The 17,223-nt window shown below is 77.4% G+C and carries 4 protein-coding genes (1 of these 4 only partly in view); 1 reads left to right on the forward strand and 3 read right to left on the reverse strand.

What is annotated here, in order from left to right:
• Complete coding sequence (locus B9O00_RS06290; RefSeq protein WP_085121608.1) at positions 1 to 1,407, forward strand: TolC family outer membrane protein; 1,407 nt, start codon at positions 1 to 3, stop codon at positions 1,405 to 1,407.
• Here the strand turns inward: B9O00_RS06290 and B9O00_RS06295 are convergent.
• The 3 genes in view from B9O00_RS06295 to B9O00_RS06305 are tightly spaced (each overlapping or abutting the next) and all read right to left on the reverse strand, a layout consistent with a single transcriptional unit that may run on beyond the window.
• Positions 1,356 to 2,696, reverse strand: a complete 1,341-nt coding sequence (locus B9O00_RS06295) for a glycosyltransferase (RefSeq protein WP_085121609.1) — start codon at positions 2,694 to 2,696, stop codon at positions 1,356 to 1,358. The two genes, B9O00_RS06290 and B9O00_RS06295, sit on opposite strands and share 52 nt — an antisense overlap.
• The gene (locus B9O00_RS06300) at positions 2,687 to 9,799 is read right to left on the reverse strand and encodes a non-ribosomal peptide synthetase (RefSeq protein WP_159460121.1); all 7,113 of its coding nucleotides are present in this window, start codon (positions 9,797 to 9,799) and stop codon (positions 2,687 to 2,689) included. Before B9O00_RS06300 ends, B9O00_RS06295 begins: the two co-directional genes overlap by 10 nt.
• On the reverse strand, positions 9,796 to 17,223 hold the 3' portion of the coding sequence (locus tag B9O00_RS06305; protein WP_085121611.1) for a hybrid non-ribosomal peptide synthetase/type I polyketide synthase. 1,740 nt of this gene lie beyond the right edge of the window; only the last 7,428 of its 9,168 coding nucleotides appear in the window; the start codon falls outside the window, past its right edge — the gene reads right to left on this strand; its stop codon occupies positions 9,796 to 9,798. Before B9O00_RS06305 ends, B9O00_RS06300 begins: the two co-directional genes overlap by 4 nt.

Below are 17,223 nucleotides of genomic sequence, written 5' to 3' on the forward strand. Positions count from 1 at the left end.
ATGCCGCGTCCGGTCCGGCCCGCCCTGTCGACGCGGGCCTCGTTCCGCCGCCTGATCCTGGCGGCCAGCCTTGGCGTCTTGCTCGCCGGCACCCCGAGGCCGGGTGCCGCGCAGTCTCTGATCGATGCCCTGAGCTCGGCCTACGAGACCAACCCGGATCTGCTCGGCGCCCGATCGGCGTTGCGCGCGGTCAACGAGGGCGTCCCGCAGGCGCTCGGCGGCTGGCGCCCGACCGTCGAGTTCACCGGCTCCGCGGGCTACAGCCGCGAAGCCTACACCGAGCCGCCCCTCCCCCGGGTCGTCGAGCACCTCTATCCGCGCGAGAGCGAGCTGGCGGTGACCCAGCCGCTGTTCGACGCCGCGACCGCCTCCAGCGTCGCCGGCGCCGAGGCCCTGGTCCGCGCCCAGCGCGCCGACCTCGCCTCGACCGAGCAGCAGGTCCTGCTCGACGCCGCGCAGGCCTACCTCGACGTCGCCGCCAACCTGCAGATCCTGCAGTTGCGCCACGAGACCGAGAAGGCGCTCGGCGACCAGATCTCCTCGATCGAGCAGCGCCTGCAGATCCACGAAGCGACCCGCGCCGACCTCGACCAGGCCCGCTCGCGGCTGGCCGGCGCGCGCGCCGACACCGCGGACGCGCTGTCGCAGCTCAACCAGAGCCGCAAGAGCTTCCGCCTGGTCACCGGCCTCGAGGCCGGCACCCTGCCGCTGCCGGCCTCGCTCGCCGGCCTGCCTGCGTCGCGCGACGAGGCGATCGCGCAGGCGCGCCGGGCCAACCCCGGCGTGATCGCCGCCGGCTTCCGCGAGCAGGCGGCCAGGGACGACATCGAGAAGGCGCTGGGCGCGCTCTATCCGAGCCTCGATCTCGCCGGCAGCGTCGCCCAGAACTACGACACCCTGAGCAAGGATTCCTCGGAGACCACGGCGACCCTCGGGCTGTCGGTGACCGTCCCGCTCTACCAGCAGGGCGTCGTCTACAGCGAGGTCCGGCAGGCCAAGCAGACCGCCTCGCAGCGCCGCCTCGCCACCGAGAAGGCGCGCCGGACGGCCGAGCAGTCGGCCGAGGACGCCTGGCAGACCCTGGTCGCCGCGCGGACCCGCCTCACGGCCTACCAGGAGCAGGTCAAGGCGGCCGCCCAGGCGCTCTCCGGCGTGCGCCGCGAGTACCGGCTTGGCGACAAGACGATCAGCGATCTGCTCGACCAGCTGCTCGAGCTGAAGAACGCGCAGATCGGTGCCGTCGGCGCGGCGCGCGACGAGGTGCTGGCGGACTTCCAGCTGCTGTCCGCCGTCGGCCGGCTGAACGCCGGCGAGCTGGGCCTGCCGGTCGAGGTCTACGACCCCGACCTCGACTATCAGAAGGTGCGCAACGCCTGGTTCGGGCTCGACGCCCCCGGCGCCGAGTGAGCCGCGGCGAGCGGCTGCCGCTCGATCGCCGCGACGGCGCGGGCCACGCCGTCCTCGCCGGCGATCCGGCCGGCGAGGCCTGACGCCGCCCGGGCATAGCCCGGATCGCCCAGCACCGTCTCGATCGCCTCGGCGAGCTGCTGCGCGGTCAGCTCCCACCAGGGCAGCGGCGGCGGTGCCGTGCCCAGGGCCGCCGCGCGCGCCGCCCAGAAGAACTGGTCGCCGGTGAAGGGCACGACGACCGACGGCACGCCGGCGCGGAACACCTCGTGGGAGGTGCCGGCCCCGCCGGCGTGCACCATCGCGGCGACCCGCGGCGCCAGCCAGGCGTGCGGCACCTTCTCGGCGACATGGACCAGGGGCGACCGTACCGAGTCCCCGAGCGCCCCCCAGCCCGACAGCAGCACGGCACGGCGCCCGACCTTCGCCAGCGCCTCCAGGACGATCCCGGTCATGCGCTCGCCGTCGCCGCCGCCGGCGCTGCTGAAGCCGATGCAGAGCGGCGGCTCCCCCGCCTCCAGGAAGGCCTCCAGCTCCGTCGGCGGCTGCCAGCCGGGCGGCAGCGGCTGCGGCCAGAAGCCGGTCATCTCGATCCAGTCGCCCCAGTCGGCGGGGCGCGGCAGCACCGAGGGGCTGATGCCGTAGAGCAGCGGCCGGCGCCGGCGGTCGGCCTCGACCAGCGGCCCGCCGTAGGGCAGCCGGACCGGCAGCGGCGGCAGGCCCAGCGACTCGCGCCGCCAGTCGTCCTGCAGCTGCCTGAAGGAGTTGCCGAAGCGCCAGGAGGCGACGAGGTGCGCCGCCAGGTTGCCGAGGCCGCCGAGGCGCGACTGCGCCCGCTTCGCGAGCAGCGGCGCGAAGGCGCGGGTCGGCGTGACCGGCACCAGGAAGCCCTGCACCGCCGGCAGCTCCATCGCCTCGGCGATCGAGCCGGCGAAGGCGGCGGTCAGGGAATAGACGATCAGATCGGTGCCCCGGCAGGCCTCGACCGCCTCGTCGAAGACCCGTCGGGCCTTGGCCGCGAGCGCCTGCTCCAGCGCGCGCTGCTCGCGGTCGTAGGCGGCCGGCCGGCCGCTCGCCCGGGCGATCCGCCGGGCCGCCTCGGAGTTCATCAGCCTGGCCGGATCGCCGGGCAGCACGTGGTGGTCCAGGCCGGCCCCGGCGATCGGCTCGGCGTAGCGCGCGTAGGTCGCCAGCCGCACCCGGTGCCCCCGGGCGACGAGACCCGCGCCGAGCCCGACGAAGGGCGCGACGTCGCCCAGCGTCCCCAGGGACAGGATCGTCACGTGCATGCGGCGATCGCCTCGGCTCCGCTTTCCCGGGCCGCCAGCTCGGCCTGCAGCCGCTCGGCGAGGCGGGCCACCCAGGGCTCCCGGATCAGGCCGATGTGGTCGCCGGGCAGGCAGTGGCAGCCCTCGATGGCGGTCCAGTGCGACCAGCCCAGGTCCGGCTGCGCGTTGTCGCCAGTCGTCTCACTGTCGCCCGCCCGCAGCACCGTGACCGGCCCGGCCAGCGATCCCGGCCGCCAGGCCGCGAGGGCCGCCAGGCTGCGGCGATAGAGGTCGAGCAGCCTCTCGACCAGGACCTCGTCGGCGCCGGGGCTGACCAGCCCGGCCGCGGCCAGGGCGTCCAGGAAGACCCGGCGCCCGTCGGGCCCGGCGAGCTGCGCCGGATCGAGCGCCAGCGGCCGGTCGAAGTAGCGCGCCGCCGCCGCCGCGATCTCGGCCAGCAGCTCCGGCTCCGGCGGCGCCCCCCGGCGCGGCGGTGTCCCGGCCTCCGGCGCCGCGAGATCGAGCAGCGCGACCAGCCGCGCCGGGCGCCCGATCGCCTCCAGCCGGCGCGCGGTCTCGTAGGCGAGGGCCGCGCCGAAGGAGTGGCCGAGCAGGTGCAGCGGCCCCTCCGGCAGGGCCTCGACCAGCCGCGCCGCCATCGCCTCGACCGTGTCCGCGGCCAGCAGCCCGGCGAGCTGCACGCCCAGGACCTCCCGGCCGCCCAGGCGGCGGGCCAGCGGCAGGTAGGCCAGCGGATTGCCGCTCGCGCCGGGCAGCACGACGAGGGGCGGCCCGCTGCCCTCGGTGAGGGTGACCAGGGCGGCGTCGCCCGGCAGGTCGAGGCGCGCGAGCGCAGCCGCCAGGCCGCGCAGCGTCGGTGCGCGCAGCAGCAGCCCGGCGTCGACGGTCAGCCCGAGGCGCCGCTCGACCGCCGCGGCCATCTCGAGGGCGAGCAGCGAATGGCCGCCGAGCTCGAAGAAGGAGCGGTCGGCCGGCACCTCGGAACAGCCCAGCAGCTCGCGCCAGATCTCGGCCAGGCTGCCTTCGAGCGGGCCCTGCGGCGCGGCGCCCGGACCGCCCACGGCCGGTGTCTCCTCGGCGGTCCCGGCCAGCGGCTCGGCCAGCGGCTCGGCCAACGGCTCGGGCGACGGCTCGGGGAGGCCGGCCTCGACGACCAGGCCGCGCAAGGCCTCGATCCGCGTCTCGCCCTCGGCCAGCCGCTCCAGCAGGCGGCAGAGCAGCGCGCCCAGCCGCTCGGCCAGCCCGGCCGGCAGCCGGCGCCGGTCGAAGACGAGCTGCAGGCGCAATCCGGCGTCAGGCACGGCCAACAGGGTCAGGGGGTAGCGCGTGCGCGCGCCGCAGCCGACCAGGTCGACGACCCGCGGGCCGCCGTCGCCCTCGTCCGGCCCGGTCGTCGCCTTCAGCTCCTGCGGATAGTTCTCGTAGACCAGCAGGGACTCGAAGAGCGGGCGGCCGGCGGGCAGCCCTGCCGCGCGCTGCAGGGCGCCGGCGCCCAGGTGCGGATGCGCCAGCACCTGTCCGTAGCGGGCGAAGAGCCCGCCCAGCCAGCCGGAGACCGGCCCCGCGGCCGGCACCTCGACCCGCACCGGCACCGTGTCGATGAACAGGCCGGCGCTCGCCGCGCTGCCGGGCAGCTCCTCGGGCCGGCCCGCGCTGGTCGCACCGAAGACCAGGTCGTCGCGGCGCAGCAGCCCGGCCAGCAACAGTGCCCAGCCGCCCTGGATCAGGGTGCCGGGAGTCACCGCCAGGCGCTGCGCCAGCGCCGCCAGCGCCTCGGCCCGGGGCGCGTCGAGCGCGCCCCGCCACTCGCCGAAGCGCTCGCCGGCCGGCGCCGGCCCGGCCCCGGCGAAGGCGAGCGGCGGCAGGGCCGGCAGGCCGGCCAGCTCCCGGCGCCAGAAGGCGGCGGTCTCCGCCTGGTCGCGGCCGGCCAGCCAGGCGACGTAGGCGCCATAGGGCTGCACGGGCGACAGATCGGCCGCCCCGCCCCGCCGGCCGGCCTCGTAGAGCGCCATCACCTCGCGCAGCAGCAGGGCCGTCGACCAGCCGTCGAGCAGCAGGTGGTGGAAGGTCCAGACCAGCCGCCAGTCGGCCGCGCCGGCCCGCCAGAGCGTCAGCCGGAAGGCGCCGGGCCGCGCCAGGTCGAAGGCGGCCAGCCGGTCCTGCCGCAGCCAGGCCTCGTCGGGCACGCCCTGCCGCTCCGACCAGTCCAGGTGCGGCCGGCGGAACACGACCTGCAGCGGCCGCGGCAGCCCCTGCCAGAAGAAGCCGGTACGCAGGATGGCATGGCGCTCCACCACCCGGCGCCAAGCGCCGCGCAGGAGCGCGGGATCGAGCGGACCCTCGAGCCGGATCGTCAGCTGCTCGTGATGCACGCCGCTGCCGGCCCCGGCGAGGCTGTCGAGCAGCATGCCCTGCTGCTGCGGCGACAGCGGCAGCAGGCTCTCGACCGAGCGCGCCGGATGGCGGCCGTCCTCGGCCGGCAGCGCGGCCAGCAGGCGGTCGAGCCGCCGCTGGCCGAGCCCGGCGAGCGGCAGGTCCTCGGCCAGCAGGCCGCCGTTCGCCGGCTGCCGCGCCCAGGCGAGGAGCTCCTCCAGACGCCGGCCGATCGCCTCGACCAGGGCCGTCGCCGTCTCGGCCCGATGCCGCGCGGGGCTGTAGCGCAGCGCCAAGCGCAGGCGGCCGCCCGCGACCTCCACGATCAGCTCGAAGAGATGCCGGCGCTCGGCCCCGGCGGCGTAGAGCGCGCCGGTCGGTCCCTCCGCCGGGGTCAGCAGGCCCGCCTCGGCGCCGTCCATCCGGCCCAGGTAGTTGAGCACGACCTCGGCCCGCTCGCCCCCGTCGTCCAGCGCCGCCGCCCGCCGCGCCGCGGCCAGCCAGGCCTCGGGCGCGTCCGTCGCCGGCCGCACGACGCGGCGCGGGTCGAGGCGCGTCAGCCAGCCGACGGTGCGCGAGAGGTCGAGCCCGGGCAGGACGTCCCGGCCGTGGCGCTCGATCTCGACGCTCAGGGCGGCGCCGCCGCTCCAGTCGAGCAGCGCCGCCGAGAGCGCGGCCAGCAGCAGCTCCGTCGGCTCGCTGCGCAGCGCCTCGTTGGCCGGGCCCAGGAAGGCCTCGGTCGCCGCCGCATCGAGCTGACGCTCGGCGCGCGCCGCCGTCGCCTCCTCGTCTTCGCCGCCGCTGGCATCCAGCGGCAGCGGCTCGGCCGGCTCGGCGCTCGGGCGCGGCATCGCCGGCACCCGGGTCGCGTAGGCGCTCCAGGGCGTCGGCGGCGGCCCGGCGGGCAGCGCTCCCGTCTCCAGGAAGCGCAGCAGCTCGTGCAGCAGGACGTGCCAGGAGACGGCGTCGACGGCGAGATGGTGGGCGGCCAGCAGCAGCTGCTCGCCGCCCTCGGGCAGCCGGAACAGGGCGGCGCGGAGCAGCGGCCCCTCGGCGAGGTCGAGCGAGGCCTGCAGCGCCTCGGCCCGCGCCGCGCGCTCCGGCTCGCCGAACGGCGGGTGGAGCTCGAGCGGCACGGCCGCCGCGGCCGCGAGGGTCGCGCGCCGGTCCGGGCCCGCTCCGGCGAAGCGCTGGCGCAGCGCCTCGTGGCGCTCCGCCAGGGCATCGAGGCCGGCCTGCAGGCGCGCCGGATCGAGCGGCGCGCGCGCCGCCAGCAGCACGGCCTGGTTCCAGTGGTCCGGCCGGGCGAGGCGCCGCTCGAAGAACCAGCGCTGGATCGGCGTCAGCGGCAGCGGGCCGGCGACCGGCGGCACCGCCGGGGGCGCCGTCGCCGCGCCGCCCCCGCCCTTCCCGGCGGCGCGCGCGACGGCCGCCAGGCCGGCGACGGTCTGGCGCTCCAGCAGGTCGCGCAGGCCGATCTTCAGCCCGGCCTCGCCGGCGCGCAGCACGACCTGCATGGCCAGGATCGAATCGCCGCCGAGGGCGAAGAAGTTGTCCTCGGCACCGACCGCCTCGCGCCTCAGCAGCTCGCGCCAGATCGCCGCCAGCGCTTCCTCGGCCTCGCCTTCGGGCGGCCGCGAGGGCGCCGTCTCGGCATGCTCGCCCGGTGCCGGCAGGGCCCGCCGGTCGACCTTGCCGCTGCGGTTCAGCGGCAGGCGCTCGAGCCGCAGCAGGTGGGCCGGCACCATGTAGGCCGGCAGCCGCGCGGCCAGCGCCTCGCGCAGGGCCGGGATGTCGGGCGGCGCGGCAAGCTCCTCCGCGACGAGATAGCCGACGAGCTGCTTCGCGCCGGAGGCCGCGAGCCGCACGACGACCACCGCCTCGGCGACGCCGGGCTGCTCCAGCAGCACCTGCTCGATCTCGCCCGGCTCGATCCGGAAGCCGCGCAGCTTGACCTGCTGGTCGAGCCGGCCGAGGAACTCCAGCGTGCCGTCGGCCAGCCAGCGCACCTTGTCGCCGGTCCGGTAGACCCGGCCGGGGGCCTCGAAGGGATCCGCCAGGAAGCGCTCGGCGGTCAGCCCGGGCCGGCCGAGATAGCCCCGGGCGACGCCGAGGCCGCCGAGCCAGAGCTCGCCCGGCACGCCGAGCGGCACCGGCTCGCCCGCGTCGTCGACGACGTAGAGCGCAGTGTTGCCGATCGCCCGGCCGATCGGCACGGTCTGGCCCAGCCGCTCGCCCGGCCGCATCCAGTGCAGCGTGCCGAAGGTCGTGCACTCCGTCGGGCCGTAGCCGTTGCCGAAGCGATGGTCCCCGTGGCCCAGCGCGGCCATGCGGTCGAGGATCGCTTGGGCGGCGGCCGGCTGCACGACGTCGCCGCCGGCGAGCAGGTAGCGCACGCCGGCCAGGGTGTCGGCCAGGCTCTCGGCCATGCGGTGGAACAGCCCGGCGGTCAGCCAGAGCGCCTCGACGCCGTGCCGCTCTATGCAGTCCTTCAGGACCGCCGGCTCCAGCGGCCCCGGCGGCGGGATCGCCAGGCGCGCGCCGGTCAGCAGCGCGCCCCAGATCTCGAAGGTGCTGACGTCGAAGGCGATCGAGCAGACCTGCAGGAAGCAGCCCGGCGCCGGGCCGTCGTAGTCGATGCCCTCGACCAGCCGCAGGATGTTGCGGTGGCTGACGCAGACGCCCTTCGGCCCGCCCGTCGAGCCCGAGGTGTAGATGACGTAGGCCAGCGTGTCGGGAGCCTCCGGCGCCGGCGGCACCGCGCCCTCGAAGCCGACGGCGCGCTCGACCGCCAGGCAGCGCAGGCCGTCGTCCGCCAGCGCCGGCAGCAGGGCCTCGGCGGTCACCACGACCCGCACGCCGGCGTCGGCCAGCAGGGTCCGACGCCGCGCCGCCGGCAGGTCCGGCTCCAGCGGCAGGTAGCCCGCGCCGGCGCGCAGGATGCCGAGCAGGGCCGCCGGCAGCAGCAGGCAGCGCGGCAGGTGCAGGCCGACGACCTCGCCCGGCCGCACCCCGGCAGCGGCCAGCGCAGCGGCGACGCGCTCGGCCGCCCGCTGCAGCTCGCCATAGCTCTGCCGGGCTTCGCCGAATTCCACGGCGACGGCTTCCGCCCGGCGCGCGGCGAGTTCGGCAAAGCGGCCGGTCAGGGTGAGCGGCGGCCGCAGCGGCTCGCCGGTCCGGCTGCGCCCGGCGAGCAGCCGCCGGCGCTCTTCCGGGGCGAGCAGCGGCAGGCCCTCGACCGGCGCGTCGGGCCGCTCGGCGGCGGCGGCCGCGAGAGTGACGAAGTGGCCGAGCAGGCGCTCGATCCGCGCCGCCTCGAAGAGGTCGCTGCAGTACTCGGCCTCGAGGCCCAGGGCGCCGTCGTCGCGCGGCTCGGCGGCGAGGAAGAGGTCGACCCGGCTGCCGCCGGTCTCCAGCGGCACCGGCGTCAGCCTGGCGCCGGCCAGCTCCAGGCGCTCGTCGAGCGCGCTCTGCAGGGCGAAGAGCACCTGGCAGAGCGGCGGATAGCGGGGATCGCGTGCCGGCTGCAGCGCGTCGACCAGGCGCTCGAAGGGCACGTCCTGGTGGTCGAAGGCCTCCAGCACGGTGCGGCGCAGGCGGCCGAGCAGCGTGCGGAAGGAGGGTCGGCCCGAGAGGTCGCAGCGCAGTGCCAGGGTGTTGACGAAGAGCCCGACCAGACGCTGGCTCTCCGGGGTCTCGCGCCCGGCGACCGGCGTGCCGACGACGAAGTCCCGCTCGCCGCTGTAGCGCGCGACCAGCGCCGCGAAGACTGCGAAGAGCGCCATGAACAGGGTCGCGCCTTCCTCCTGCGCCAGCGCGCGCAGATGGGTCACGGTCTCCGCCGGCAGCAGCGAGCGAGCGGCAGCGCCGCGGAACGACTGCACCGACGGCCGCGGCCGGTCGGCCGGCAGCTCCAGCAGCTCGGGCGCGCCGGCCAGCCGCTCGCGCCAGTAGCCGAGCTGGCGCTCGATCCTGGCCCGGCCCTCGGGTCCGCGCTCGCGCCGCGCCAGGTCGACGTAGCCCGGGGACAAGGGCTCGGACTCCGGCGCGCGCCCGGCCGCCGCCTCGGCATAGGCGGCACCCAGCTCGCGCAGCAGCAGCGCGATCGACCAGCCGTCGGCGATCGCGTGGTGCAGCACGACGCCGAGGAGATGCCGCTCCGGCCCGAGGCGCAGCAGCCGCGCCCGGAACAGCGGCGCGTGCGCGAGATCGAAGGGCTCCGCCGCGAGCGCCGACAGCCGCGCCCGTGCCGTCGCCGCGGGATCGGCCGCGCCGGAGAGGTCCTCGACGGCGAAGGGCAGCCGCGGGTCCGGCTCGACGACCTGGCGCGGCAGGCCGTCGACCAGGCGGAGCGCCGTGCGCAGGCTGGCCTGGCGGCGCATCACCGCGGCCAGCGCCCGCCGCAGGGCCTCGACGTCGAGCGGCCCGGCGATCTCGGCGGCGCCGGGGATGGCGTAGGCCGTGCCGATGCCCTCGATCTGCTCGACGATCCAGAGCCGCTGCTGGGCGTGGCTCAGCGGCGCCGGCGCGGCGGCGTCCGCGCCCGCAGGCCCGGCCGGGCCCTGCTGCCCGCCGAGCAGCGCGAGCAGCGCGCCGCGCTCGGCGGCGACCCGCGCACGCAATTCCTCGGTCAGCCCGCCCTTCGGCCCGGAGAACCTGAGCTTGCCGTCCTCGGCGCGCAGGCGCACGCCGCGCTGGCGCAGCTCGTCGAGCAGCTCGAGCAGGCTCAAATCTCGCCCTCCTCCTCGCCGGCGCCCGCGGTCGCGCCCCCCGATTCCCGGTCCATGGCCTCCTGGCCCTGGGCCTGCCAGCGCAGGGCCTCGATCGTGCGCGCCTGGCGGGCGATCGACGGCGCCTCGAGCAGGGCGCGCAGGCTGAGCGGCACGCCGGCCAGCTGCTGCAGGCGCGCCAGCATGCGGACCGCCAGCAGGCTGTGGCCGCCGAGCGCGAAGAAGTCGTCGTCGACGCCGACCTCGGGCAGGCCGAGCGCCTCGCGCCAGATCGCCGCGACCGCCTCCTCCAGGCCGCTGCGCGGCGCGGCGAAGCCGGGCGTCGCCGCGACGGGGGTGACGGCCTCGGCCGGCACGGTGGCGGCCGGCACGGCGGCGGTCGGCGCCGCCGCGTCCTCGACCCAGCGCGCGAGGCGCGGGCCGAGCGGCGTCGCCGTCACCAGCAGCCGGCCGGTCAGGCCGCTCGCCAGCAGCCGCTCGGCCAGGGCCGCACCGACTTCGGGCGCGAGGCCGTCGGGCCCGGGGCCGTCGGGCGCGTCGCCGCCCAGGCGCCAGCCGTCCCAGTCGACCGCGAGCCAGCGCCGTCCCGCGTCGCGCACCAGCCGCAGGGCCAGGGAATCCATCACCGCGTTGGCGGCCGCGTAGGCTGCGAAGCCGAGGCCGCCCAGGACCGTCGAGAGCGACGAGCAGAGCAGCACCGGCACCTCGGGCCGGTCGCTCAGCGCCTCGGCCAGCGCGCGCGTGCCCGCCAGCTTGGCGCGGAACAGGCGCTCGGCCGTCGCGGCGTCGGTCCCGGCGAGCGCGACCTGGGCCGCCTCGCCGGCGACGCCGGCGGCATGGACCACGGCATCGAGCCGGCCGAAGCGCTTGACCGCCCGCGCGACGAGCCCCGCCAGCGACGCGGGATCGGCGACGTCGCAGCGCGCGGCGATCACCGTCGCGCCGGCCGCCGCCAGCGCCTCGCGCTCGGCCTTGCGGCCGCGCCCGCCGTCGCGGCCGCAGAGCACCAGCCTGGCCCCGCGCCCGGCGAGCCGACGGGCGATCGCCAGCCCGACCCCGCCGAAGCCGCCGGTGATCAGCACCACAGCGCCCTCCGGCAGGCGCGCGTCCGGCAGCGTCTCGCCCTGGGCTTCGGCGCGCCACAGCCGGCCGTGGCGCAGCACGAGATGGCGCGGGCCGGGAGCGGCCAGCGCGGCGAGCAGCCGCCCCGCCTCCGCTGCCGTCCGGGCTTCCGCCTCGAGGTCGAGCGAGCGGAGTTCCAGATCCGGCAGCTCCTGCGCCGCGACCAGCGCCGCGGCACCGGCGGCCGCACCGGCCAGGCCGAGCGGCTCGTCCCCGAGCAGGTCGCGGGCCCCGACGGTGACCAGGCAGAGGCGCCGTGGCCGGCCCTCGGCGAGCAGCGCGGCGAGCCGCGGGACGACCGCCGGCGCGTCGTCGCCCGCGGGGTCGCCGTCCGGCAGGCAGAGCAGCAGCGTCTCGCAGGCGCCGCTTCCGACGACCTCGGCGCCGGCCTGCCGCAGCGCCGCCGCCAGCGGCTCGCCGGCGCCCTCCAGGCGCCAGCGCTCGCCGGTGAGATCCGCGGCCGGCGGCGTCTCGGCCAGCCGGATCCAGCCCGGCCGCAGGACCGCCGGGCCGGCGGCAGCTGGGGCCTCGACGGGCGCGTCGAGCCAGTGCCGCTTGCGGTCCAGGGGATGGCCCGGCAGGGCGAGCTTGAGCGGCTCGGCCGGCGCGTGGACGGCGCGCCAGTCGAGCTCGGCGCCGGCCAGCCAGAGGCCGCCGACGGCCTCCAGCACGCAGCGCTCGGACTCGCCCTCCTCCAGCGGGCCCGGCAGGCTGCGCAGCAGGGCCGGCGCGCCGCTGCCGGCCGGATGCTGGCGGACGAGGGAGAGCAGGCCGCGGCCCGGACCGACCTCCAGCAGGACCGGGTCGGAGCCGGCGAAGAGCGTGTCCAGGGCATCGGAAAAGCGCACCGGCTCGCGCAGCTGGCGCGCCCAGTAGTCGGGATCGAGGGCCTGCTCCTCGGTCAGCCAGTCGCCGGTCAGGTTGGACAGCACCGGCAGCTCCGGGGCGCGCCGCTCGACCGCGGCGACCGCCTCGGCGAAGGGCGCCATGACCGCCGCCATCGAGGGGCCGTGGAAGGCATGGGAGGTGTGCAGCGCCTGGCTGGCGATGCCCTGCTCGGCCAGGCGCGCCGCCAGCGCCTCGACCTCCGGCGCCGGGCCGCCGACCACGGTCTGCGCCGGCGCGTTGAGCGCCGCGACGGCCAGGCCGCCGCCGAGCAGCGGCGCCAGCTCGCCGGCCTCGGCCTCAACCGCCAGCATGGCGCCCGGCGGTTGCGCCTGCATCAGCCGGCCGCGCAGCACGACCAGCCCGAGGGCCTCCTCCAGCCGGAACACGCCGGCGACGGTCGCTGCGGCCAGCTCGCCGAGGCTGTGACCGAGCAGCGCCGCCGGCCGCAGGCCCCAGGCCTGGAGCTGGCGGGCCAGCGCGACCTCGACGACGAACAGCGCCGGCTGGGCCAGCTCGGTGCGGCGCAGCAGCAAGGCCTTGCGGCCGTCGCCGCCGGCCGGCTCCAGGACCAGCTGGCGCAGGTCGAGAGCCAGCGCCTCGGGCAGCGCGGCGAGGCAGCGCTCGACCGTCTCGCGCCAGACCGGCAGCTCCTCACCCAGCCCGGCGCCCATGCCGGGATACTGGCTGCCCTGGCCGGGGAACAGCAGGACGACCGGCGGCGCCGAGGTCGCGGCGAGGCGGCCGGCGCTGCCGGCGGCGGCCGGCGCGCGCAGCGCCGCGCCGGCCTGGCCGGCGGCGGAGGCGACCACGAAGCGACGCTCCGCGAAGCCGCGCCGTCCGGCCTGCAGCGTGTAGGCGACCCCGGCGAGCTCGGCGCCGGGACGCGCATCGAGCCAGCCGGCCAGGCTTTCGCCGGCGCCCGCCAGCGCCTCCGCCGAGACGGCGGAGAGCGGCAGCAGCTGCCAGCGTCGCGCCGGCGCGCCGGGCGCGCGCTCCGGCGCCTGCTCGACCACGGCATGGGCGTTGGTGCCGCCGATCCCGAAGGAGCTGACGCCGGCACGCCGCCGGCCCTGCCCGGTCCAGGCGCGCAGCTCGCCATTGACGAAGAAAGGCGACTGCTCCAGGTCGAGCCGCTCGTTGGGCCGGCGGAAGTTCAGGCTGGCCGGCAGCAGGCCCTGCTCGACCGCCAGGGCCGCCTTGATCAGGCCGGCGACGCCGGCGGCGGCGTCGAGATGCCCGATGTTGGTCTTGGCCGAGCCGAGCGCGACGCTGCCGGCGGCCGGCGTGCGCTGCGGGCCGAGCCGCCCGAAGGCGCGGGTCAGGCCGCCGATCTCGATCAGGTCGCCGAGCGGGGTCGCGGTGCCGTGGGCCTCGACGTAGCCGATGTCGGCGGGCGCGACGCCGGCGGCCTCCTGGGCCGCCGCGATGACCCCGGCCTGGCCCTCGACCCCGGGCGCGGTGAAGCCGACCCGCGCATTGCCGTCGTTGTTGATCGCCGTGCCGCGGATCACCGCATGGATCGGGTCGCCGTCGGCCAGGGCGTCGGCCAGGCGCTTCAGGACCACGACGCCGACGCCGCCGGCCGGCACGGTGCCGCCGGCCTCGGCGTCGAAGGCCCGGCAGTGGCCGTCGGCCGAGGCGACGCCGCCCTCCTGGAAGAGGTAGCCGGCGCGGCTCGGCACGGAGATCGAGGCACCGCCGGCGAGGGCCGTGCGGCATTCCCCGGCGGCCAGGGAGCGGCAGGCCAGGTGCACGGCGACCAGCGAGGTCGAGCAGGCGGTCTGCACGCCGACCGCCGGGCCGGTCAGGCCCAGCTTGTAGGCGACGCGGCTCGCCAGGTAGTCCTTGTCGTTGGCCGCCAGGGTGTGAAAGGCGCCGGCCGGATCGCCCTGCAGCGCCGCCCAGCCGCTCAGCCCCGAGCCGCCCTGCCCGGCCAGCCGCGACAGGGCATAGCCGCTGAGCCCCGCCCCGGCGAAGACGCCGACCGGCCCGCCCGGACGGGAGGGGTCGATCCCGGCGCGCTCCAGCGCCTGCCAGGCGCACTCCAGGAACAGCCGCCCCTGGGGGTCGAGCTCCGCGGCCTCGGCCGGGCTGTAGCCGAAGAAGCCGGCGTCGAAGAGGTCGATGCCCGCGGGTGCCGCGGCGGCGCGCACGTAGCGCGGGTCGGCGAGCAGCGCCTCCGGCACGCCGGCCGCCCGCAGCTCTTCCTCGTCCAGGCGCTCGATCGCCTCGCGGCCCTCGGTCAGCAGGCGCCAGAAGGCCTCGACGTCGTCGGCGCCGGGAAAGCGGCAGGCCATGGCGACGATGGCGATGCCCTCGCCGGCCGCCGCGGCCCGGCGCGGCGCCGGCCTCTCGGCCCGCGCCGGCGCCGAGGCCGAGGGGCTGAGGTGCGCGGCCAGGCTCTCGACCGTCGGGAAGCGGAACAGCTCGACCAGGCTGACCTCGGGCCAGCGCGCCTTCAGGCGGGCGTGGACCTGGACGAGCAGCAGCGAGGTGCCGCCAGCCTCGAAGAAGTTCGCGTCGGCCGCCACGCTCTCCAGGCCGAGCAGGGCGCACCAGGCCTCGGCGATCGTCCGCTCGCTCTCGCGCAGCGGCCGCTCGGCTCCGGCCCGCGCCGGGCGCTCGGGCGGCGGCAGCCGCCGACGGTCGAGCTTGCCGCTGGCATTGAGCGGCAGAGCCTCGAGCAGCACCAGGGCATCCGGCACCATGTAGCCGGGCAGCCGCTCCTCCAGGTGGCGGCGCAGCAGCTCCTTCGACGCGCCTTCGTCGGCCGCCGGCACGACGTAGGCGACCAGCCGCTGCCTGGCCGGCTCGTCGCCCCACAGCGTCGCGACCGCCGAGCGCACGCCCCGATGCTCGAGCAGCACCGCCTCGATCTCGCCGAGCTCGATGCGCTGGCCGCGCAGCTTGACCTGGAAGTCGAGCCGGCCGAGGAACTCGACCGCGCCGTCCGCCAGGCGCCGGGCGCGGTCGCCGGTGCGGTACAGCCGGGCGCCCTCGCCCGCCTCGCCGGCGAAGGGATCGGGCAGGAAGCGCTCGGCGGTCAGCTCGGGCCGGCCGAGGTAGCCGAGGCCGACCTGGACGCCGCCGAGGAACAGCTCGCCGGGCACGCCGACCGGCACCGGCTGGCCGTGCGCATCGAGGATGTGCAACCGGCAGTTCGGCGCGGCGTAGCCGATCGGCGGCGTGCGCCGGCCGCCGGGCGGCAGGCAGTCCCAGGTCGAGACGTCGATCGCCGCCTCGGTCGGGCCGTAGAGGTTGTGCAGCGAGGCGGTCAGGCCGCGCGCGAAGAAGCGCCGCTCCAGCTCGGCCGACAGCGCCTCGCCGCTCAGGAAGACCCGGCGCAGGCTGGCGCAGGCGACGGGATCGGCGGCCGGCAGGAAGGCCTCCAGCATCGAGGGCACGAAGTGCAGCACGGTGATGCCGTGGCGCGCGACGGCGCCGGCCAGGTAGTCGGGGTCCCGGTGCCCGCCGGGCCGGGCGAAGACCAGGCGCGCGCCGGCGATCAGCGGCCAGAAGAACTCCCAGACCGAAACGTCGAAGCCGTAGGGCGTCTTCTGCAGCACCCGGTCGCGCGGCCCGATCGGATAGTACTGCTGCATCCAGGCCAGGCGGTTGAGGATGCCGCGCTGGCTGTTGAGCGCGCCCTTGGGCCGGCCGGTTGAGCCTGAGGTGAAGAGCAGGTAGGCGGGATCGTCGGCGCCGACCGCCGGCGGGCCCTCGAGCGGCTCGCCCTCGGCCGCGACGTCGAGCCAGGGCAATCCTTCGGGCAGGGAACCGGCCAGCGCCGGCGTGGTCACGACCAGGCTGGGGCCGGCATCCTCCAGGATCTGGCCGAGCCGCGCCGCCGGCTGCTCCGGATCGAGCGGCAGGAAGGGCGCGCCGGTCCGCAGGATCGCGGTCAGCGCGACGATCAGCGACAGCGAGCGCTCCAGGCAGACGCCGACCGGCCGGCCCGGGCCGGCGCCGGCCGCGGCCAGGGCCCCGGCGAGGCGGTTGGCCCGGGCGGCCAGCTCGCCATAGCTCAGCCGCTCGTCGCCCGACACCGCGGCGACCGCCTGCGGGCTGCGCGCGACCTGGGCATCGATCAGGTCGATCAGGCGCGGCGGCAGCTCGTAGTCGACCCGCGTGTCGTTCCAGTCGGCGAGCCGCTGCCGCTCCTCCGCGGTCAGCAGCGGCAGCCGGTCGAAGGGCGTCCCGGGCTCGGCGAGGGCGGCTTCCAGCAGCCGGCGGAAGTGCCCTTCCAGGCGCACGATGCTGCCCGAGTCGTAGAGGTCCGTGCGGTAGACGAAGCCGCCGGCGAGGCCGCCGTCGCGCTCGTCGAGATAGAGCGCGAGGTCGAACTGCGCGACGCCGGGATCGATCTCCAGGGGCCTGAGCGCCAGGCCCGGGATCTCCGGCGGCGGCGCGCTGGCCGCCTGGTAGCTGAACAGCACCTGGAACAGGGCGTTGCGGCTGAGGTCGCGCTCCAGGGCCAGGCCCTCGACCAGCCGCTCGAAGGGCAGGTCCTGGTGGGCCTGGGCCTCCAGCGCGACCCCGCGGACCCGGGCGACCAGCTCGCGGAAGCCGGGCGCATCCGAGAGGTCGAAGCGCAGCACCAGGGTGTTGACGAAGCAGCCGACCAGCTCCTGAGTCTCCGGCCGCTCGCGGCCCGAGGCCGGCACGCCGACGGCGAAGTCCTCCTGGCCGCTGTAGCGCGCCAGCAGGGCCGCGAAGACCGCCAGCAGCACCTGGAAGCGCGTCGTCCCGGTCTCGGCGGCCAGGCGCGCGACGCCGGCCGAGAGCGCGGGCTCGAGCCGGAAGTCGTGGCGGGCGCCCTCGGCGGTCTGCACCGGCGGGCGCGGCCGGTCGGTCGGCAGCTCCAGCGGCGGCAGCCCCGCCAGCCGCTCGCGCCAGAAGCCGAGCAGGCTCTCGACCCGGCCGGGATCGAGGGCCCGTCGCTGCCAGGCCGCGTAGTCGCCGTACTGGAGGCCGAGCGGCGGCAGCGGCGAGTCCAGCTCCTCGGCGAAGGCGCGGTAGAGCGCCGCCGTCTCGCCGAGCAGCAGCTCCAGCGACCAGCCGTCGGCGACGATGTGGTGCAGGGTCACCAGCAGGACGTGGCGCCGCGCCGAATGGCGCAGCAGCCGGAGACGGATCGGCGGCCCCTCGGCGAGGTCGAGGGGCTGGCGCGCCTCGGCGCGGCCGATCCGCCGCACCTCCTCCTCGCGGGCGAAGCCGGGCAGCGGCTCCAGGTCGACGACCGGCAGCGCCAGGCCGCGCGGCGGCCCGGTCACCTGGACCGGCTCGCCGTCGAGCAGCCGGAAGCGGGCGCGCAGCGACGCGTGCCGCTGCTCCAGCGCCTGCAGCACGCGGCGCAGCAGCTCGACGTCGAGCGAACCCTCGATCTCCAGCGCGCCGAGCAGCGCATAGGCCGG

Source organism: Tistlia consotensis USBA 355 (assembly GCF_900177295.1).
Lineage (GTDB): Bacteria > Pseudomonadota > Alphaproteobacteria > Kiloniellales > DSM-21159 > Tistlia > Tistlia consotensis.